Origin of the sequence: Undibacterium sp. KW1, assembly GCF_009937955.1 — a bacterium.
In the GTDB taxonomy this organism is placed as follows: domain Bacteria; phylum Pseudomonadota; class Gammaproteobacteria; order Burkholderiales; family Burkholderiaceae_D; genus Undibacterium.
This window is the reverse complement of sequence record NZ_AP018439.1, coordinates 3,462,129-3,482,499: the sequence shown is the minus strand read 5'-3', so window position 1 is coordinate 3,482,499 and position 20,371 is coordinate 3,462,129. Positions and strand designations below refer to the sequence as shown.

At 50.2% G+C, this 20,371-nt stretch carries 19 protein-coding genes; 15 read left to right on the top strand and 4 right to left on the bottom strand.

Annotation, left to right across the window (positions count from 1 at the left end):
• The 3 genes from UNDKW_RS15725 (at nt 1) to UNDKW_RS15715 (ending at nt 2,895) form a co-directional block, all read left to right on the top strand.
• Nucleotides 1–1,128, top strand: coding sequence for a glycosyltransferase family 4 protein (locus tag UNDKW_RS15725; protein ID WP_162059434.1), 1,128 nt, complete (start codon nt 1–3; stop codon nt 1,126–1,128).
• Between the two features lie 148 nt (nt 1,129–1,276).
• The gene (locus tag UNDKW_RS15720) at nt 1,277–2,116 is read left to right on the top strand and encodes a MipA/OmpV family protein (protein WP_162059433.1); all 840 of its coding nucleotides are present in this window, start codon (nt 1,277–1,279) and stop codon (nt 2,114–2,116) included.
• Between the two features lie 23 nt (nt 2,117–2,139).
• Entirely contained in the window at nt 2,140–2,895 is a 756-nt protein-coding gene (locus UNDKW_RS15715; protein ID WP_162059432.1) for a hypothetical protein, read from the top strand.
• Nucleotides 2,896–2,961: 66 nt separating this feature from the next.
• Here the strand turns inward: UNDKW_RS15715 and UNDKW_RS30015 are convergent, their stop codons facing one another.
• Entirely contained in the window at nt 2,962–3,102 is a 141-nt protein-coding gene (locus UNDKW_RS30015; protein WP_174247596.1) for a hypothetical protein, read from the bottom strand.
• Nucleotides 3,103–3,396: 294 nt separating this feature from the next.
• On the opposite strand from UNDKW_RS30015, the gene UNDKW_RS15710 reads away from it, so the two are divergent.
• Complete coding sequence (locus UNDKW_RS15710) at nt 3,397–5,643, top strand: TonB-dependent siderophore receptor (protein ID WP_232062995.1); 2,247 nt, start codon at nt 3,397–3,399, stop codon at nt 5,641–5,643.
• Between the two features lie 106 nt (nt 5,644–5,749).
• Here UNDKW_RS15710 and UNDKW_RS15705 read toward each other — a convergent pair whose 3' ends face one another.
• Entirely contained in the window at nt 5,750–6,247 is a 498-nt protein-coding gene (locus tag UNDKW_RS15705; RefSeq protein WP_162059430.1) for a pilin, read from the bottom strand.
• A 242-nt stretch (nt 6,248–6,489) separates the two neighbouring features.
• Between UNDKW_RS15705 and pnuC the strand changes: the two genes are divergently transcribed.
• The gene (pnuC, locus tag UNDKW_RS15700; RefSeq protein WP_232062994.1) at nt 6,490–7,017 is read left to right on the top strand and encodes a nicotinamide riboside transporter PnuC; all 528 of its coding nucleotides are present in this window, start codon (nt 6,490–6,492) and stop codon (nt 7,015–7,017) included.
• A complete protein-coding gene (locus UNDKW_RS15695; protein ID WP_162059429.1) occupies nt 7,005–7,529 on the top strand; it encodes an AAA family ATPase in 525 nt (174 codons plus the stop codon). The genes pnuC and UNDKW_RS15695 overlap by 13 nt, the downstream gene beginning before the upstream one ends.
• Nucleotides 7,530–7,605: 76 nt before the next feature.
• Here the strand turns inward: UNDKW_RS15695 and rpoD are convergent, their stop codons facing one another.
• Complete coding sequence (gene rpoD, locus UNDKW_RS15690; RefSeq protein WP_370529035.1) at nt 7,606–10,356, bottom strand: RNA polymerase sigma factor RpoD; 2,751 nt, start codon at nt 10,354–10,356, stop codon at nt 7,606–7,608.
• A 457-nt stretch (nt 10,357–10,813) separates the two neighbouring features.
• On the opposite strand from rpoD, the gene UNDKW_RS15685 reads away from it, so the two are divergent.
• The 6 genes from UNDKW_RS15685 (at nt 10,814) to budA (ending at nt 16,721) form a co-directional block, all read left to right on the top strand.
• Nucleotides 10,814–11,551 carry a c-type cytochrome gene (locus tag UNDKW_RS15685; protein ID WP_232062993.1) on the top strand — a complete coding sequence of 246 codons (738 nt, stop codon included), beginning with the start codon at nt 10,814–10,816 and terminating at the stop codon, nt 11,549–11,551.
• A 14-nt stretch (nt 11,552–11,565) separates the two neighbouring features.
• Nucleotides 11,566–12,870 (top strand): cytochrome c, encoded by a 1,305-nt coding sequence (locus UNDKW_RS15680; RefSeq protein WP_162059428.1) that lies wholly within the window; start codon nt 11,566–11,568, stop codon nt 12,868–12,870.
• Nucleotides 12,871–13,352: 482 nt separating this feature from the next.
• The gene (locus UNDKW_RS15675) at nt 13,353–14,279 is read left to right on the top strand and encodes a hypothetical protein (protein ID WP_162059427.1); all 927 of its coding nucleotides are present in this window, start codon (nt 13,353–13,355) and stop codon (nt 14,277–14,279) included.
• Between the two features lie 14 nt (nt 14,280–14,293).
• Nucleotides 14,294–15,031, top strand: coding sequence for a penicillin-insensitive murein endopeptidase (locus tag UNDKW_RS15670; RefSeq protein WP_232062992.1), 738 nt, complete (start codon nt 14,294–14,296; stop codon nt 15,029–15,031).
• Nucleotides 15,032–15,076: 45 nt separating this feature from the next.
• Nucleotides 15,077–15,865: a DUF4184 family protein gene (locus UNDKW_RS15665; protein WP_162059426.1), complete on the top strand. Its 789-nt coding sequence runs from the start codon at nt 15,077–15,079 to the stop codon at nt 15,863–15,865.
• 73 nt (nt 15,866–15,938) lie between these two features.
• Nucleotides 15,939–16,721: an acetolactate decarboxylase gene (gene budA, locus UNDKW_RS15660; RefSeq protein ID WP_162059425.1), complete on the top strand. Its 783-nt coding sequence runs from the start codon at nt 15,939–15,941 to the stop codon at nt 16,719–16,721.
• A 21-nt stretch (nt 16,722–16,742) separates the two neighbouring features.
• Here the strand turns inward: budA and pstS are convergent, their stop codons facing one another.
• Entirely contained in the window at nt 16,743–17,816 is a 1,074-nt protein-coding gene (gene pstS / locus UNDKW_RS15655; RefSeq protein ID WP_162059424.1) for a phosphate ABC transporter substrate-binding protein PstS, read from the bottom strand.
• A gap of 192 nt (nt 17,817–18,008) precedes the next feature.
• On the opposite strand from pstS, the gene UNDKW_RS15650 reads away from it, so the two are divergent.
• The 3 genes from UNDKW_RS15650 to UNDKW_RS15640 all read left to right on the top strand — a co-directional run bounded on the left by UNDKW_RS15650 (nt 18,009) and on the right by UNDKW_RS15640 (nt 20,371).
• The gene (locus tag UNDKW_RS15650; RefSeq protein ID WP_162059423.1) at nt 18,009–18,476 is read left to right on the top strand and encodes a hypothetical protein; all 468 of its coding nucleotides are present in this window, start codon (nt 18,009–18,011) and stop codon (nt 18,474–18,476) included.
• Between the two features lie 249 nt (nt 18,477–18,725).
• Nucleotides 18,726–19,490, top strand: coding sequence for a GNAT family N-acetyltransferase (locus UNDKW_RS15645; RefSeq protein ID WP_162059422.1), 765 nt, complete (start codon nt 18,726–18,728; stop codon nt 19,488–19,490).
• A 2-nt stretch (nt 19,491–19,492) separates the two neighbouring features.
• Nucleotides 19,493–20,371, top strand: a complete 879-nt coding sequence (locus UNDKW_RS15640) for a UDP-2,3-diacylglucosamine diphosphatase (RefSeq protein WP_162059421.1) — start codon at nt 19,493–19,495, stop codon at nt 20,369–20,371.

Here is a 20,371-nt window from a genome sequence, read left to right as displayed (position 1 = left end):
ATGAAAGTATTGCATTTTTACCGCACTTATCATCCCGATACGTTTGGGGGAATAGAGCAAGTAATACGACAACTGGCGGTGGGAACAGCCCGCCTTGGTGTGGATGCCGAGGTGCTGACTCTGACACGCAAGCGTGGAGATCTGGAACTGGAGCTGGAAGGGCATAAAGTACACAGGGTAATACAGAGTTTTGAAATTGCTTCCACCGGGTTTTCCTGGCGGGCGCTTTCGCGATTCAGGGAGCTGGCGAATAGTGCGGACATTATTCACTATCACTTCCCCTGGCCTTTTATGGATTTGATGCATCTGTTTTGCGGAATCAGAAAGCCAACTATCGTGACCTATCATTCAGATATTGTGAGACAAAAATTCCTGGAAAAAGTGTATCAACCTTTGCGCCACTGGTTTTTGAATGATGTGGACAGGATCGTTGCCACTTCGCCCAATTACCTGTCCAGCAGCCCGGTGTTGAACCGCTACCGCGACAAGACTGAGGTGATTACTTATGGACTGGACAAGGATATCTATCCGCAGCCATCGCCAGAATTAATCAACAAATGGCAGCAGCGTTTTGCTGACCGCTTCTTTCTGTTCGTCGGTGTGCTGCGCTATTACAAGGGCTTGCATATCTTGCTGGAGGCAGTGGCCGGTACAGGTATGCCTGTGCTGATCGTTGGCAACGGGCCTGAGGAGGCTGCGCTGAAGCAGCAAGCCAGGGATTTGAATTTGGACAATGTGCATTTCCTCGGAGCCTTGCCGGAAGAAGATAAAGTAGCCTTGCTCAGTCTTTGCTATGGCGTGGTGTTTCCCTCGCATTTGCGCTCAGAAGCTTTTGGTATTTCGCTGCTTGAGGGGGCGATGTATGCCAAGCCCATGATTTCGAGCGAGATAGGAACTGGGACCAGTTATGTCAATGTTGCAGATGAAACCGGGGTAGTGGTGCCTCCCGATGATGTGCCGGCCCTGCGGGCAGCGATGGTGCGTTTGTGGGATAAACCCGCGCTGGCAGCGCAAATGGGGCAATTTGCACAAAAACGTTATCAGACCATATTCACATCTGAAATGATGGCAAGAAACTATGTACGTCTGTATGTGGATGTCATATCAGGAAATACGAGAGTACCTTGAGCATGGGCGTTGATGTTGCGAAATTGGAAAGAGGTGTCTATGATGCGGATTTCTTCCGCCCTTATGCCCGTAATGCAGCTTCGCTATTTTGATGATATTGAAGATATTGGCGATAAACCGGGTATACACACGACTACAATTGATCAGCATGAAATCTATACTATTTGCCTCCCTTTTTTGCATCGCCAATCTTGCTAGTGCTCAGACGCCGGCAGCGAGCATGTTGCCAGACGGTAGTTCGGATATGTATGTCGGCCTGGGGGTGGTTTCAGAACCAAGTTGTGAAGTGGGTGGTGAGCAGACTACCCGCATCATGCCTAATGTACAAATGCAATGGAGTAATGGCGTGTTCTTGCGTAACACCAATCTCGGCATGCATTTGAGCCGCTCCAGTGGCTATGAGTATGGTCCTTTGTTGTCTTATCAGCGAGGTTGCAGTGCCTCAGCTGCGCGCAAGCTGGCCGGGTTTGGTGATGTAGATGGCAGTTTTCAAGTCGGTGGTTTTTTTAACTTCCGTCCTATGAGCAACTTGCGTCTGGGGTCCAAATTATTATTCGGCACCGGCGCAGGCAAGAAGACTACGTACCTGAATGTAGAAGCACGCACTTATTACAAGATAGCATCCCATCATGGGCTGGCTTTCTCTTCTGGCCTGGCCTGGAGCAGACGTTATTATGATTCAGCCAACTCAAGGTTTGATCCTAATTTCGCAGATGGCTATCCTGTCTTTGTCAACGGCGATGGAAACAATTTTGTCGGTTCTGGCAGTCATGTAATGATCGCAAAGTCGGGCAAGGACTTGGTGCATACCAATGCCAATGTCAGGAATTTTTATCTCGGTGCGAATTGGAACTGGGAGTTGAGTTCATCCTGGATAATCACCTCGCATGTGACCGGTGTGCATCAGTTTGATATCGACAATGACAGTTTGTGGTTGGGTAAGAAGAATTACGTCACCGTGTATTCTGGCCTTGCATATCGATTTTAATTCGATTTTAATTTTACTAAAGCATGTTCAATAAGTACGCCTCCATTTTTGTCCTGATGCAGTTAGCTTCAGTACAGGCTTTTGCGCAAATGAATAGCGCAACGCCTGTTACGAAGCCTGCGGCTGCACAGGTGGCAGAAAGCCAGGCCGAGACTGAATGGATCAGCTATCGCAGTGCTTACCGCCTGATGATACAGTTTGAGAAGTATGGCAAGCCCAAGAACCTGATCCAAAGCCATTTCCAGGTGAGCGCAAAAAATGGTAATCCTTTGCCAGACAATCTGCAATTGCATCTTGTCAGCAAAAACATGCGCTTGAATTTGCCACTGGATGCAGTTGGCCGCGCCAGTTTTCCCTTGCTGAAGTCTGCCTATGATGAAAATGCTGAGCTGGTATTGAACCAGCCTTCTGGTCAGGTCAATTTTCAAAGCAGGATATCGATAATTGCCAGGGCCGATGGAATTTATGAAGTTGCCGAATTACGCCAGGCATGCGAGCAGGCACTGACTTATCTGAAAAATATGGGCGATGCCAAAACTGCTGCCAAATCCTGTGTGGGCGTAAGATTTTCCTATTTGAAGAGCGCAGCGCAGGCAGGTATCAAGCTCAGGAACATAGACATGTCTGCGCACGCACTGGCATGGCAAGAGAATAGTGCCTTCCCTGATGAAAACAATAAGTCTTATAAAACAGTGACCCTGCGCTTTACCGATGCGCCGGAAAAAGGACAGTTACTGGCGCAACAGCCACCTGTGGCAATTGCACCAGTCTTCGAATGAGACAGGCTCAGGCCTACCAGCGACGCCAGTGCCTGCCACCACCGCCCCAGTAAGGGCGGTTCTGTATTATAACGGGGGAGGACTGACATACACCCGTGGCCCATAACCATATCCATACCCATAGGGTTGTGCCGGAGCTACGACACAGCCAGACAAACCCAGGGCGCCTATGAGTATGGCAGCCAGACCAATAATGTTTCTTCGCATGATGTACTCCTGTTGGTACTCCAGTTGTAATGCTTGACAGGGCGTTTGCGTTGACAATTCAAGTGTAAGACTCTGTTGCTGATGTTTCAAAAAATAATTTGTAAGAATTGATAAGAGTGTTGCTTATTTGAAAACTGCAATGAGCAATAACTTGAGCAAACATTTGTTGCGTCGCGGAACTTGACGCCGTATGGTATGGTCTAAGGTTTGTTCTCTAACGACTATTGCCACAATAATATCTATATGCAAACCCACAGTTTAGCCTTACGCCCAACTATCTTGTCCCTGGCTATCATGGCCGCCTTCAGCCAGTCTTCCTATGCGCAAACTACTGCGCCGGCGACGCCTGCCAAAGCCGAAACTGCTGAAAAAGCAGATTCCAAGGCCGTTGAACCCAAAATACAAAAAGTAGAAGTACAGGGTAACCGCGTCTATGACGAACGCCGTCAGGACACAGCGTCCAAGATCGTCGTGACCCAGGAAGAAATCTTGCGCTATGGCGACACTACTGTCAGCGAAGTACTTAAACGCTTGCCAGGTGTGACTATTGGTGGTGTACAGGGCCGTGGCGGTGATATCCGCATGCGTGGCCTCGGCGCAGGTTATACCCAGATCATGCTCAATGGTGAACCCAGCCCACCAGGTTTTTCGCTGGACTCCCTTTCCCCTGACCTCATAGAGCGTATAGAAGTCATACGTGCAGCGACGGCTGATCTGAGTACGGCATCTATTGCGGGTACCATCAATATCGTCTTGAGAAAGACCGTGCAGACAGCACAAAAAGAACTGAAGCTAGGCCTGTTTGAAGATGGCGGCAAGTTTGGTGAGAATATCAATTACCAGGTGTCTGACAAGGCTGGGCGCATGTCCTATTCCATCTCAGGCAACATGAACCATGGAAAATATGAAAGGCCTTCATATTCCGATGAGGTGCGCACGGATGCGAATGGCAATTTATTGGTCAAAACGCATACCTACAACCTTGGTTGGGGTACTTTCAATAACGTGGGGTTTTCGCCAAGGGTAAACTGGAATCTCGAAAATGGCGATACTGTTACCACCCAGAGCTTTGTCAATGCTAGCCGTTTTGACGGCTATTCCAGTGATGTCAGGTCACCTGTATTTGGCGCAGTAACAGACAAAGACAAACAATTCTTGCAACCAACTTACGCAAGCGATTTTCAAAAAATAAACTCTGATTTCGCGATGCTGCGCACCAATTTGAACTGGATACATAAGCTGGCCGATAGCGCCAAGCTGGATGTCAAAATGGGTGTGAACTATAACAAGCGCAATTCTGAGGTTGGATTTGCGGGATATGACGATACTCACGCGCAAATACTGGATCGCAAGAGTGTTTCTGAAGCTACTGACAAGGGTTTGACCATGAGTGGCAAATACAGTGCGCCATTTGTTCAGGATCACTCATTTGTATTTGGTTGGGACGGTGCGTATAGCAAGCGTGGTGAGACACGTACGCAAGTTGATATTAGCAATCCAAGTATTTTAAAACCGATTAATCTTGACGAAAACTTCAATGCCGATGTTACCCGTCTGGCAGTGTTTGCCCAGGATGAATGGAATGTCACCAAGCTGTGGTCTGTATACGGTGGCTTACGCTGGGAAGGCATTGATACTAGCAGCAGTGGTGACTTCAAAGGCAAGGTCTTGGACAAGGACAATACGTTTTACAGTATTCATAACAAATTCAGTGTCTGGAGCCCGATACTGCAGACTTTGTACAAACTGCCGGATAGTAAGAACGACCAGATCAGGCTGGGTATTACCCGCACTTACAAGGCACCGGATACCAGTCGTTTGATACCGCGCCGCTTTATCTCAAGCGATAACAAGAACCCGAATAGTCCGGACAGTATGGGCAATCCTAATCTCAAGCCAGAACTGGCCTGGGGTCTGGATATGGCTTATGAGCACTACCTGCCTGGCGGTGGCATGCTCAGCGCTAGTGTATTTTTCCGCAGGATCAATGATTTTACTCGCACAAAGTTGACCGAGGAGGTGACTGACCAAGGCAAAGTTTATGTCACCATGCCAGTCAATGATGGTCAGGCAACGACTAGAGGTATAGAGCTGGAAGCGAAATTCCCCTTGCGTGCGATGATGGAGGGTGCACCAGCCATCGACTTCAGAGCAAATCTCTCTTTCAATTGGTCCAGCATCAGCAGTGTGCCTGGGCCGAATAATCGTCTGGATTCACAAACGCCTATCAGCGCCAATCTGGGCTTGGATTACAAACTGGATAAAATACCATTGACTCTGGGTGGCAATGCCAGCTTCCAGACCGGTGGTCCGGTAAATATTTCTGCGGTACAGAGTTCTTATTCTGTACCTAAGCGCGTACTGGATGTATATGCCTTGTGGAAATTTGACCCCAAAACCAATTTACGTGTTTCCCTGGGTAATCTTTTGCATCAGGATAATGTGAATATCTCAACCTACAGTGATTTGGGTTCAACAATCCAGACTTCGGTCACCCCTACCACGGTGACTGCCCGCGTCATGTTTGAACACAAGTTCTGAAATATCAGAGATTAAATCCGGTCAGAAACAACAAAGGGCACTTCATGATGAAGTGCCCTTTGTACGTACAGGAAGGCTACAAGTTCGCGCTAGCTAGCGAAGTGCCTTATTTCTTGCTCTCTTGCTTTGGTCTGCAGTATGAAGGCAGGTTGGCTGGCGGCACTGTGGTCTTGTCTATGCCTTTGACTGTCATTTTTTCTGGCGGTGTACCTGTGGCGCATACCCATGCCACTGGTACGATGGGTGCATCTTCAACCACTGCCGGGCGCAAGCTCAGAACCTTGCCTTTGATTGCACCATGGGCATTATTGCCAAAAGTGATATTGACCACGCCGTCTTGCACCGCCACCGAGCTGACGAGGTTGCTGACAATTTTGTCGGCGACCGGCAAGCCAGCTGCAATATTGTCTGCCGGAAATTTCTTTTCAGTTTGCCAGGTAGCGGCGACCGGTTTTTTCGCGATATCGGCAAACTGTATGCCGACTTCCAACTGCTCCCTGACGACCTTGAACATATAGGATGGAACAGCCATGGCCGCCAGGATGGCAATGACGCCGATGACTATCATCATTTCCAGTAAGGTGAATCCTGAGTGTTTTTTCATAAAGCTGATTTTTGTTGAATGTGAGTTTTTAGGAATATAGCGGATAAGCCTTGCTTATCACAATCTAAATATCAAGAGAATGTACTTGTGTAGCGTCTGGCGACGCCTGTTGGTGCAATAAGCTATGACACAAGTAGCCCTATCGTTGATAATGCGGGCAAACCAATTATCCTTTGCATCATGAATGATCCTATCCCCTGTTCGGCTTCAGTACCAGTTGGCTGGAGCTGGCTTCCTTTGCCTTGTCTGTCATCACGGTCGCTCTGAATATACGGCAGATACACTGGGCCTGGCTGTTTTCCATCCTGTCCTCTGGCATGTATGCGGCCGTGTTTTTCAACACCAGATTGTACGGAGACATGGGTTTGCAGTTTGTCTTTATCCTGGTATCGGTCTGGGGCTGGTTCAACTGGCTGCGTGGCGATGATAGTCATGAGCGCTTGCAAGTTACGCGTTTGAATGCGCTGGGCAGGTGGAATTCTCTAGGGATGACTGTGCTGGCCTTTGTCTTGCTGGCCTGGTTCCTCAAGAGCTATACCGATACTGATGTGCCTTATGCTGATGGCTTCCTGACAGCAGGCAGCTTGCTGGGGCAGATTTTGCTCAGCCGTAAAAAACTGGAAAACTGGCATGTCTGGATCATCGTTGATGTGTTGTATGTTGGCCTGTATGTCTATAAAGGCCTGATGCTGACGGCGCTGCTGTATGCAATTTTCGTTATCATGGCCATCATGGGTCTGCGTGCCTGGAGTAAAACATGTCCTCAGTAAATCGTGTCGTCATATTGGGGGCCGAGTCCTCAGGTAAATCCATACTGGCCGAGGCTTTGGCTGCGCATTACCAGACCCTGTGGGTGCCAGAGTATTTGCGTGAGTTCGTTGAGCAGCATCAGCGTGTTCCAAGGGCAGAAGAGCAAATCCTTATCGCCAGGACACAGGTGCAAAGGGAGGCTGAATTGCTGCCTAAGGCTAAGCAATGGCTGTTCTGCGATACTGGCCCCATCATGACAGCTATTTATAGCCGCCATTATTTTGGTGATCCTGATGCAGAACTGACCGAGCTGGAACTGTCGCATCAATATGATTTTTGCATAGTCACTGCACCAGACTTTCCCTGGCAGCCAGATGGCTTGCAGCGTGAATCCGCCTATGTGCGTGACCGCGTACATCAGGAAGTATTGGATGTGCTGGATGAGAGGGAAATCCCGTTCTTGCTGGTCGAGGGAAATACCCAGTCCAGGCTTGAGCAAGTACAGTTCGCTCTATCTTTTCTATTGAGTTGAGTTCAATAAAAAAAGCACTGCAATCCTGAAGATGCAGTGCTTTTTATTTGAGCTTGTTTGAACCCCCGGGCCAGGCTTAATTACTTTCCATCAGGCTCTTCAGGTGATCAGCGCGGGCAGGGTGGCGCAGTTTTTTCATGGCCTTGGATTCAATCTGACGTATGCGCTCGCGCGTCACTTCAAATTGTTTACCTACTTCTTCCAACGTGAATTCAGTACTGGTTTCCAGGCCAAAACGCATGCGCAAGACTTTGGCTTCACGCGGGCTTAAAGAATCCAGTGCTTCTTTCAGTTTCTCTTGCACGGATGCCTGCATCGCCGCTGCCATCGGCGACAAGGTCATGCTGTCTTCAATGAAGTCACCAAGTTGTGAGTCACCATCATCACCAATAGGTACGTCGAGCGAGACTGGTTCTTTGGCGATCTTCAGGATTTCCCTGACCTTGCCTTCTGGCAGACCCATTTTTTCAGCAATTGCTACCGGCTCTGGTTCCAGTCCCGTAGTTTGCAAGAGCTGGCGACGTACGCGGTTCATCTTGTTGATGGTTTCTATCATGTGCACTGGCACACGGATAGTACGTGCCTGATCGGCAATCGCCCGGGCAATCGCCTGCCTGATCCACCATGTTGCATAGGTAGAGAATTTGTAGCCGCGACGGTATTCAAATTTATCCACTGCCTTGAGCAAGCCGATATTGCCTTCCTGGATCAAGTCCAGGAATTGCAGGCCACGGTTCACATATTTCTTGGCGATGGAAATGACCAGGCGCAAATTGGCCTCAGTCATGGCGGCCTTGGCTTCGCTGGAACGTTTTTCACCAGCGACCATCTGCTTGTTGATTTCACGCAGGTCATGCAAAGGCAGGCTGACATTGTGTTCCAGGTCGATCAGCTTTTGCTGCAATTCACGCGCAGCATGAATATTGCGGCCGAGGATGGCAGCATAGCTGGATGTGCCATTCATTTCCTTGTTCAGCCATTCTGAATTGGTCGCATTCTGGCGGAAATGTTCAACAAAATAAGCACGTGGCATGCCGCATTTATTGACCATCAGTTCCAGCATCTGTTTTTCAGTCTGGCGCAAAGTCTTCATTTGCTTGCGCAAAGAATCGCACAGTTTTTCTGCGGTCTTGACACTGAAGCGCATGCCTTGCAACTCGCGTGTGATGGCAAGCTGTGCCTGCTGGTAAGCCGGTGATTTATAACCATCCGTCGCGCGGGCCGCCTGCATTTGCTCAAAGCGCATGCCGACTACAGCAAATTTTTGCAGTACCACAGTCTTCATTTGCTGCAATTGTTCGTCGCTGATGCCGCTGGCGTTTTCTGCCACCGCGTCATCGTCATCATCCAGATCATCCAGATCATCGTTGTCGCTGAGTTCTATGGCGGGTGCGTCAGATGCGTCCGGGTCCAGCAAGCCATCGATGATGTCGTCCACGCGGATTTCATCGTTGGAGATTTTGTCGGCAATCGCCAGGATTTCCTGTATCGTGCCAGGGCAGGCAGAAATCGCCTGCACCATGTCTTTCAAGCCATCTTCTATGCGCTTGGCGATTTCGATTTCGCCTGAACGTGTCAGCAATTCCACGCCGCCCATTTCACGCATATACATGCGTACCGGGTCAGTGGTGCGGCCAAAATCTGAATCCACAGTGGCCAGTGCGGCAGCTGCTGCGGCTTCTGCTTCATCTTCAGTGACATTGTTGGCGACGTTATCGGTCAGCAGCATCATCGCAGCATCAGGTGCGGCGTCATAGACGGCAATACCCATGTCGTTGAGGGTGCTGATAACGCCTTGTATCATTTCAGCATCGGCAACGTCGTCAGGCAGGTGATCATTGATCTCGGCATGGGTCAGGTAACTGCGGTCCTTGCCCAGGTTGATCAACTTGGTCAGTTGCTTGCGGTATTGTTCCAGTTGTGCTTCCTGACTGGCGGCATTGCCCGCACCAGGTTTCTTTGCCTTGACACGTGCGGCACGCTTCATCTCTGCTGATTCTGCTGCGTTCAATGCCAGGATTTCATCATTCTCGAATTGAAATTCAGAAGACTTGCGGCCACGCTTGGCTGGCTCGCGCATGGCTGGCAAGATATAAGCTGAAGTATCTATATCCTTGATGCTGGTAACGCTGCTTGCTGCAGCCGCAGGGGCAGTAGCCATCACAGTGGGTGCAGTGGCCGGTGCCAAGGCCGCCGCCACCGGCTTCATGGTCACAACGGGTGCGGGTGGTGCCAGCTTGCCCGAGCCTATGCGTGCCTCACGCTTGATGATGGCAGGAGTGGGTGTTGCCGGCTGGTCAGCCAGCAATAATTTCTTTGCCAGTTTTGGGCCGCTTTTTCGTATGACGACGACACGCGGCTTTGCCGCCTCAGCATCGGCCACATTGCCAGCAGTATTTCCGGCACCCTCTGCCTTGCCGGTGCTTTCAGCGATATCGCTGGAAGCGGTCTCGATATGGGTATCAACTGTCGCTGCCGACAGTTCCGTGCTGCTGTTCTCGCTGCCTTCAACTGCCGCTGCTTGCGTCTCTGTGGACATGCCGACCGTCTCTTCAGGCGCACTACTGCCGTCAGCCATCGCGGTCTGTAATCTGGAGCGGCGTTTGGTAATTACTGTTACCGGTGTCGATACCAGTGTCGGTGTTTCCTCTACCGAATCAGCAGGGTTCGATACGGGAACCACCACTTGCACAGTCTGTACCGTGGCCGTGCGCGCTACGCTCAGCGGCTGACGGTTCAGTTGCAGTTGCGGTTTTTTACCTAATGTCAGCGTTGAGCCTGTTTTTGTTGTAGGAGAAGTGTTTGAGTCAGTTAAGCTGTTTTTCATGTAACAAATTCGAATACGACAACAAATGCTTGTCAATGGTGTTAGGCAATAGCAAGGGCGAAAAAGCTGCTGGCGATCATCATCTACGGGATCAACGGCAGGCGTGGCGCGGATAAAAAAGCCCGCTGGTAAAAGCGGGCCAGGTCATCTTGCTGAATCTGGGCCTCAAAAGAGACGAAAGGGCAGAATTATCCTCGGCTTAGGCATTCTTGACAAGCAAGACTTTGCTTTCTTTTGCAGAAAAATTTATACCTCGCCCGCGCCGGTAAGCTGGCAAGTGTCCAATGGCCTGATATCTGCAGGCTTTGCACCTTTTTACGGCATTTTTGCTTGAGGGTTCAAGTAGTGAATAGCTTGGCAATGTTTGATGCAGATCATATGTTCTTACGTTTGCTCTTAAAGAAGTTGGACAAAATGTTAAGCTAGCGTCTTTGTGCCATGATTTGTTTTTATCGCCATGCATTTTACTTTTCGCCTGAAAGCCAGCCTGTTATGCATGTGGCTGGGCTTGCCGCTAATCGCTGCGGCACAAACTGCTCAGCCTGCCCAGTCAACTTTGAAGGTGCCTGACACTCTTGAACAGAGACTGAAGGCTTGTACCTCCTGTCATGGTGCTGAGGGCAGGGCAGCTACTGATGGCTTTTATCCGCGTATCGCTGGCAAGCCAGCGGGTTATCTGTATAACCAGTTATTGAATTTCAGGGAAGGCAAGCGTGCCTATCCCGCCATGCGCTATATGGTGGCCCATATGTCTGACGCCTACCTCAAAGAAATCGCTGACTATTTTGCCAGCCAGCATCCGCCGTATGCCGCACCACAGGCCAGTGATGCAAATGCCGTTCTGCTGGAGCAGGGCAGGCAGCTTGTCATGCAGGGAGACAAAGCCCGCAATTTACCGGCCTGTGTTTCTTGCCATGGCAAGAGCATGACAGGTCTGGCACCTTTTATGCCCGGCCTGGTTGGCTTGCCGCGTGATTATCTGATTGCACAACTGGGCGCATGGCAAACCGGTAGTCGCAAGGCACTTGCGCCAGACTGCATGCAACAAGTGGCCAGCAAACTCAAGCCTGAGGATATTGCAGCGGTATCAAGCTGGCTGGCAGCACAGACTGTGCCTGGCGATAGCATCGCTCCCATACTGAAACCGACAGAATACGGACAATTGTCGATGAAATGCGGCAGCCTGTCTCAATGATCTCCATAAAAATCATGAAAAAAATTCTCATGTCCGTCCTGCTGTTCTTGCTGGTCTGCATTGTTGCGGTAGCGGGCTTTGGCTATTATCTGGTCGATGACAAAGGTGCTGCAAACACGGCTGCTGACATAACAAATACGGCAGATCAACTGCTCAGAGGTGAATATCTGGTCAAAGCCGGTAATTGTATGGGCTGCCATACGGTACGTGGTGAAGCCGCCTTTGCTGGTGGACGCTTGTTGCAAACTGATTTTGGCAACTTCAGGACACCGAATATCACGCCGGATGTAAAGACCGGCATAGGCAGCTGGACCGCAAACGATTTCTGGCAAGCCCTGCACAATGGCAAATCCAGGAATGGCAGCCTGTTATATCCATCCTTCCCCTATACCAATTACACCCAGGTTTCACGCGCAGATGCTGATGCCATGTATGCCTATCTGATGTCCTTGCCCAAGGTGGAAAAACAGAATCAGGCACATGAACTGCGCTTCCCTTATGATCAACGTGCTTTGCTGGCCTTCTGGCGTGCTGCGTATTTCAGGCCAGCCAGCTATCAGGAAGACAAGAGCAAGTCTGTTGAGTGGAACCGCGGTGCTTACCTGGTCAATGGATTGGGGCATTGCAGTGCCTGCCATAGCAGCCGCAACAGCCTGGGGGCAAATGCTGGTGTCAAAGATTTGTCCGGTGGCGAATTGAGCAGTTGGTATGCGCCTGCACTGACCAATAGTAAAGAAGTCAATCTGGCCAAATGGTCTCCGCAAGAATTGATCGCCTTGTTGAAATCCGGTGTCAATCAGCACACTGCCGTTTCTGGCCCCATGGCTGAAGTGGTGGCGGGTAGCACCCAGTATCTGTCAGACACCGATATCAAATCTATGGTCAGTTATCTGCAGGCCATTCCTACCGTGCAGGTGGCTGAGAAGGATATGCTGGACAAGTTCATGGCAGGTTCTGAGCTGAGTGCGGAGCGCATGGATGCAGTCATGAAGCAGGGCGGCGCGCTCTATAAAACCCATTGCATGGATTGCCACGGTGCCCAGGGCGAAGGGGTGACCAATATTTATCCAGCACTGAGGTCTAACCCCGGCTTGCTCAGCCATGCCTTGTCGAATCCGGTGCGCATGGTCTTGTCTGGCGGCTTCCCACCTGTGACCAAAGATAATCCGCGTCCTTATGGCATGCCGCCTTTTGCCCATACCCTCAGCGATAGCGAAGTCGCCCTGGTACTTAGCTATGTGCGCAATGCCTGGGGTAATAAGGCAGAGCCGGTGACCCCGGCAGAGGTCAATCGCTACCGTACTGCTGCGATGGAATAGTGTGGCAAATTACAATTTGATGACAATTCACATACATTTTTAAACATTCTTGCACTTCATCCGCTTTTACACTTGTGTTTATTGTTAATGAACATTTAATGGACATTTAGTGGACATCATTCGCAGATAGCTTGAAATCTGCAAGCAGCCTGGCGCCCCGTTTTTTTCAGTTATGTTGGCGGCGTGTGGTGGTGTCTCGAGCACTGGTGTGAACGCTGATGTAGTGAGGTCAGTGAAAAGGCTGGAATTTTTCTGGCCCGGTAATGGCAGACATGGTGTTATCCGACGCCCCTGTTGCTACCACTTGTCGCACTGGAAGTGACACCACCACGAAGTGGAGCATGACAGCAGCCTTTTGGCGTTGACTGTAATCGTTACCATACTGCCGACATGCATCAATAACCCCATCCACCTGCCCAGGAAAAGTGCTATAGATCAGCAATTTCAGTTAAGATTGCTTCTTTATAAATCTTTTTCATCATATGCGATCCAGAATTGTCACCCTGCTGCCAGCACTCGCTCTCGGCATCACCTATCCTGCGCTTGCCGCCAATAATGTAGATCAACCCACTAAACCTGCGGGGCCTATCAAGAGCCTGGCGGTGGATCAAAAATCCGATGCACGCTATGTGATTACAACGGTGCCGCAAGAGTCGGCCATGGAACGCTTTGAGATGAAAGATGCCCAGGGGCGCAATATTGCCTATGTTGCCATGACAGATGGTGATGTCGGTGGACTGGTGTTTGTTGAAAACAAACTCACGGGTGCGGTTTCCAAACAGGATGCACTGGCTTTCTATAGCTGCCGTGGCTATGCTTCCGCCACCAAATACCATTGGGCTAAAGACGCCAATGCCTGGATAGAGGGTTTGCTTGCCGCCAGCCAGCCGACCTCCGCAATCACTTTGCAATTCTCTGGCAAGTCGAGCTGGCGCAGTATTGTTGAAGTCGTCAATAATCCTTCCCTGTCACAAATTGGCTCGCTGGTGGATATCGGTACCAATCCACTGGGTATTTTGCGCAAACTCAATAATGCGCGCGAATCCATGGCTGAGCGTGAATTGTTTGAAAAAACCAGGCTGCGCCTGATGGAAGTCACCACCGGCACCAGTGAAGGCAAAGTAGCAGAGATCATCAAGCCTGAAGATGTTTCATTTGCAGTCGGTGGCCTGGTCATGGCTTATCCACGGTTTTCCATTGAGTATTTTATTGCTGATGGTACGGTGAAGGCGATACAGCAGCCATCCTTCCATGTTCTGTCCCACAAGCAGGCAGCATTGTTTTATGTGACCAATGCAAAATGGGAAATGTGCACGCCAGAAAACTGGAGAAATGCAATGCCGGTAGTGAATGTTCCAGCCCCTGCAGTGAGCACTACGCCACCTGCGCAAACGACTGAGCCAAAATAAGTATCTGCGTCAAGGTGGAATCCATCGCCCATCTCCGTCTTCGGCTGTTAGGCCTGGTACTGGCATGGTCTTGTGCAGGGCTTGCATCAGGGCTGGCAAAAGCACAAGAAAAAGCGCAGGCCAAAGCAAGTACCTGCTATGGAACAGTCGCCAATGGCAGGCTGGAAGCTGGCATCAGTTTGCCAGAAAAAGGTAATAATTTTTCTGCGTATAGTGCCCTTGGCGTCAGTCTGGGGCGCACGTATGTACATTCCACTGTTGCAGAAATTATTTCCCTGGCCTATCAAGAACTCGAGCAAACTGCCATAGACAAAGTTTTTGTCTATGGTGAAACCGGCTGGAAAACAGGTGGGCGCATGCGGCCTCACCGCACGCATAAAAATGGTCTGTCTGTCGATTTCATGATGCCCGTGCTAGATGCTCAAGGTATTTCCCGGCCTTTACCTCGGAATATGAGTAATAACTATGGCTACGATATCGATTTCGATGCACAAGGACGTTTTGGTGACTACCGCATCGACTTTGCCGCCCTGGCTGAGCATTTATACCAGCTTGATCTGGCGGCAAAAGCCAAGAGCAGGGGGCTAGCCCTGGTGATCATTGACCCGCCCTACCAGGCAAAATTGTTTGCCACAAAGCGTGGGCCTTATCTGCAAAAACACCTGAAATTCATGAGGGGAAAAGCCTGGATCAGGCATGATGAGCATTATCATGTTGATTTTGATTTGCCCTGCAAGAAGAATCCTGCTTAATTGTAAAACGTACTAACGGATGACCTGAACTTACTTTACCTGAACATGCCCTGGACCTTTGCCCATCCACTCGCCATATTGCCCTTGCGCTGCCTGGTGCCACAGCGTTTCAATTTGATGGCTCTGGTTATTGGCAGTATTGCGCCTGATCTTGGCTACTATGTGTTTGCCTTTGACCTGGCGACACTGGCGCACCAGTGGCCGGGCTTGGTGCTGGTGTGCCTGCCTTTGGGTTGGGTGATATTCATCTTCTTGCGCTTGATGCAAACACATTTTATTTATTTGCTGCCGCAGATACAAAGACAGGCGTTGCAGGCGCATCTGTCTGAATCTCTGGGACTGAGTGTTTCGCAGATGATCTGGATATCCTTGTCTTTGCTGCTGGGGGCCATGACACACATAGTCTGGGATGCATTTACCCATGCCAGTGGCTTTGCGGTCGCCTATTTTGATGTCTTGCGTGAGCCAGTAGAGATAGCCGGTTTTCATACCCGTGTCTTCCATCTGTTACAGCATCTGAGTACCTTGATTGGTGTAGGTGGACTGGCTTATTGTTACTGGCAATGGCTGAGAAAACTTCCGCACATCGTCATACTCGAGCCAAGGGAGAGTGATCAGTGGCGGTATATTTTAATTGCCAGCACTGCCCTGACTGCGTTATTGCTCGCATTGCCAATGGCGTTTGCCATATCTGGTGCTAAGAGCGCCAGTGCAGCCAAAGAGGCATTTTTGTTTCGCTTTGCCTTATGTGCAACGACCTGTTTTGCCATGTTGCTGACGATTGCCGCTTTACTGATCGCCAGGGCCAGAGCAAGACCAGAAGCACCGGAGTAAGCAATTGATAAGTAATCAGTGGCAATATGCCTTTTACTACATCCCCCTCATCAACATAAATGCATAGAGAATCATGAAAATTCAAAAACTGGCAGTCCTGTTTTTCGTCGCTACCCTGTCGGCTTGTGCTCAGGTACCAAAACAGGCGACAGTATTTCATTACGCCACGATAGATGCACTGCTCGCAGGTGCCTATGAAGGTGAGCTGACGGTTGATGAACTTAAACGGAAAGGCGATTTTGGTATCGGCACCTTCAACCGCGTTGATGGTGAAATGATTGTGCTTGATGGCGACGTGTTCCAGTTCAAGGCAGATGGGACTGTGGTTAAAGCCAGTGGCGGACAATTGACGCCCTTTGCCGTGGTGACTAGCTTCAAGGCAGACAATCGCTATGAAGTCAGCAAAGAAACCAGCATGAAGGAGCTGGAAGACATGCTAGATGAACGACTGGTCAATAAAAATCTTTTTTTTTTGATCAGGGTAGATGGCGAATTCAAGCAGTTGACTACACGTGCCATCTCGCCGCAGGACAAGCCTTATAAACCGTTGGCAGAAGTGACCAAGACACAAACACTGTTTAACTTCAGCAATACCAGGGGCACCCTGGTTGCATTCCGCAGCCCCGGTTTTGCCAAGGGCTTTAATGTGCCGGGTTATCACTGGCATTATCTTTCGGATGACCGCAAGGCAGGTGGCCATGTGCTGGCACTCAGCCTCAGCGAGGGCTCGATCAAGGTTGGGGCGGTATCAGACATAGAAATCAAACTGCCCGCCAACAGCATGTTTGCCAATACCAATCAGACAGTTGACCGTGCAACGGAATTGAAGGCGGTAGAAAAGCTGCGCAAGGATTGAAAATAGTCCTTGCTTTATGTTTTAGTTTTTTGAACCAGGATCAGTACTCAGATTCCAGTTCAGGATATTACCGTTCTTGTCGGTGACGGTCGTCATTTCCTTGAATATCCTGGCTTGCAAGCTATCGGGCAGGCGCACGAAATCGACGCTGTTGACAAAGCGGTCACCGCGCATGAAGGCCCAGGTAAAGAACTTCATGGTAGCGGTGGTTTGCTGCGCATCCCTGGCACGCTTTTGCATGATGATAAAAGTACCCATGCTGATAGGCCAGGTTTTTTGCCCCGGTTTGTCGGTCAGCATTTCCTCAAAATTGGCATCGGTTTTCCAGCTGCTGTTTGACAGGGCGGCAGAAAATGCTTCGGCAGAAGGGGTGATGAATTTGCCATCGCGATTTTGCAGCAGCGCATAGTCGAGTTTTTCCTGCGTTACATAATTAAAGTCGATGTAACTGATGGCATACGGGGTTTTCTTGAGCGTGCTGGCAATATTGCTGCTGCTTTTGACTTGTATCAAACGGCTGTTCCAGGGAATGGTGAAATTCCTGCCATACCTGGTTTGCCAATTCTTGCTGACCTTGCCCAGATAATCAGAGAAATTATAGGTCGTGCCTGAACCATCCTGGCGCACGATGACTTCGATATTCTTGTTTGGCAAGCGCAAGCCGGGATTGAGTGCCGTGATCGCAGTATCGTTCCAGCTGATGATTTCGCCAGAAAATATGCCCGCAAGGACTTCGCCAGTCATGCGCAGTTCGGCGGTTTTGATGCCTGGCAAGTTGATGACGGGCACCACGCCTGAAATAGCAGAGGGAAACTGTATGAGTTTGTCTTTTTTCAGGTCGGCCTGGCTAAGGGCCGCATCGCTGGCGCCAAATTCCACACTGTTTTCCTTGATTTTCTTGATACCGGCGGACGAGCCGCTGGCCTGGTAAGTGACGGTAATCCCAGCGTTTTTGCTATAAGCATCTGCCCATTTCTGGTACAGGGGAGCCGCTGCAGACGAGCCTGAGCCCTGAATGTCAGCATGGGCAGGAAGGCTGACAAGAGGGGAAAGCAGTAAAACCAGGGGAAAAAGCAGGGAGTTGCGTGTATTCATGATAAAAAATAAAGCTGAAAAGCGGGGGGGCTGGAAACGAATTGGCGCGGATTATCTCACGAGCCTGAAAATTTCTCCCTGAAGCGGTATTTTCCGTAATGAACCTGTCATTTCTAGTGGCTATGCTTCTTCCTTGCATATCTACAATAAATTGTTTATATTGTTTACATGTTTTCTAATCTGGAGGCTGGAATGGTAACCGCAGCAACGAAAAAAGTAAGTACTGTAGTCGCAGGTGCAGAGAAAAAAGTCGTCGCCCTCAAAAAAACGCCTGTTAAGCCTGCTGTTGTGGCTGCCGGGAAGAAAGTCGTCAGCAAACCTGCTGACGAGGTGAAAGTCGCTGCAAAAGCGCCCGTGAAAGCCCCTGTGCGCGCCAAGCTGGCTGCCAGGCAGCCTGAAGCCAAACCCGTGGCCGACGTGGTTGTCGAAAAAGTCAAAAAGGCCAAGCTGGTGCGCGACAGTTTCACCATGCCGGAAAGCGAATATGCGGCGCTTGGTGCTGTCAAAAAAGCCTGCCTGAAAGCTGGCGTTGAAGTCAAAAAGAGTCAGTTGCTGCGTATAGGCGTCGCCCTGTTGAGCAAGACTGACGTGCCAGCCCTCAAGAAACTGATTGCTGGTCTGGCGCCGCTGAAGGCGGGCAGGCCAAAGAAAGAAAAATAATTCAACCGCAGGAATGCGCTGAATAGCAGGAGCACGATGCCGGGAACGTACCCGGCATGCGGTTTTGCCCTGCTGAGCTACAGTTTTTCAAGACTATCCCCGTTCTGGCATCCGCTCAATATCAGCCAAAACGGGGATTGTTGTTTTTCAGACTTGTCATAAAACCGACATCTTGCTGTCATCTTGCTGAAGTAATCCTTGATTATTCTTCGTTCGTCGGATAAACGAACAACATGACAAGGACGATGAATGCGATTACTCACGATACCCGCCGATGCTAATCCCAGTTTTTCCAAACTCAATCTGAGCCTTGCTACCACGGCAAAAGAAGTCAAAGAAGTACAGCGCCTGCGCTATAAGGTCTTTATAGAAAGCATGGGCCTGTCTGCTTTGTCCAACCCGGATGGCCTGGACAAGGATGAATTTGATGAGTATTGCGATCACCTGATCGTGCGCGATTCCAAGACCCTGAAAGTGGTAGGTACCTACCGCATCCTGGGGCCAAATGCCGCCCGCCAGATGGGCCGCTATTATTCCGAAACAGAATTTGACCTGTCGCGCCTGCAACATATACGCAATAGTGTGGCAGAAGCCGGTCGTGCCTGCATACACCCTGATTACCGCAGCGGTGCCGTCATCATGCTGCTGTGGGCTGGCCTGGCTGCCTATATGCGCCGTGAGCGCTGCTCGCACCTTGTCGGTTGCGCGAGTATCAGCCTGACTGATGGTGGCCAGAATGCTGCGGCGATATACCGCGGTTTGTCTGCGGCAGATTTCTCTCCGCTCGAATACCGCGTCACGCCACACACGCCTTTCCCGCTCGATGAAATCGATAGCAGCACGACTGAGGCACGTATTCCGCCATTGTTGAAGGGCTACCTGCGTGCCGGTGCCTGGGTGTGTGGTGATCCTGCCTGGGACCCTGATTTCCATAGCGCTGATTTATTCGTCATGTTGCCACTGGCGAATCTGGATGACCGTTACGCACGCCATTACGGCACAGGGGAGCAATAAACATGAAACCAGCCGATCAGTTCCTGAATAGCAAATTGTATAAAACCGGTAAGAAAGAAACCCAGCGTTTCCGCACTATCTGGATTTCAGATTTGCATCTGGGAACGAGCGGCTGCCAGGCGGCCAAGTTGCTGGAGTTTTTGCGTGCCACCGATTCAGATACCCTGTACCTGGTCGGTGACATCATCGACGGCTGGCAACTCAAGCGCCGCTGGTATTGGGACCAGACCCATAATAATGTGGTGCAGACTGTCCTCAAAAAAGCCAAGAAAGGCACGAATGTCATCTTCGTTCCTGGCAATCATGATGAATCGATACGTCAGTTCATCGACCTCGATTTTGGCGGTATCAAGATCAGGGACGAGCTGGTGCACACCACAGCAGCGGGCAAGCGCATGCTGGTCTTGCATGGTGACAGGTTTGATGGCGTCATCGCCTGTGCCAAATGGCTCGCCTATGTGGGTGACAGCCTGTATACCGTCATCCTGAAATTCAACCAGATCTTCAATAACTGGCGCGCCCGCGCTGGCATGCCTTACTGGTCGTTGTCACAATACCTGAAGCAAAAGGTCAAGAACGCGGTCAGCTATATCACGCAGTTTGAAGATGCACTGGCAGATGAAGCACGCCGCAAGGGACTTGATGGCATCATCTGCGGCCATATCCACAAGCCAGAGATACGCGATATAGGCGGCATTCTGTATTGCAATGATGGTGACTGGGTAGAAAGCCTGTCAGCTTTGGTGGAAGATGCCAAGGGTGAACTCAGACTGGTGACCTGGCATGACATCTGCCACCCTGAATATGTGACAGATTCGGTGGAGGACGCTGTGGCAGATACCGATGCGGAAGAGGCAGAACTGGAAACCGTTGCGGGCTAA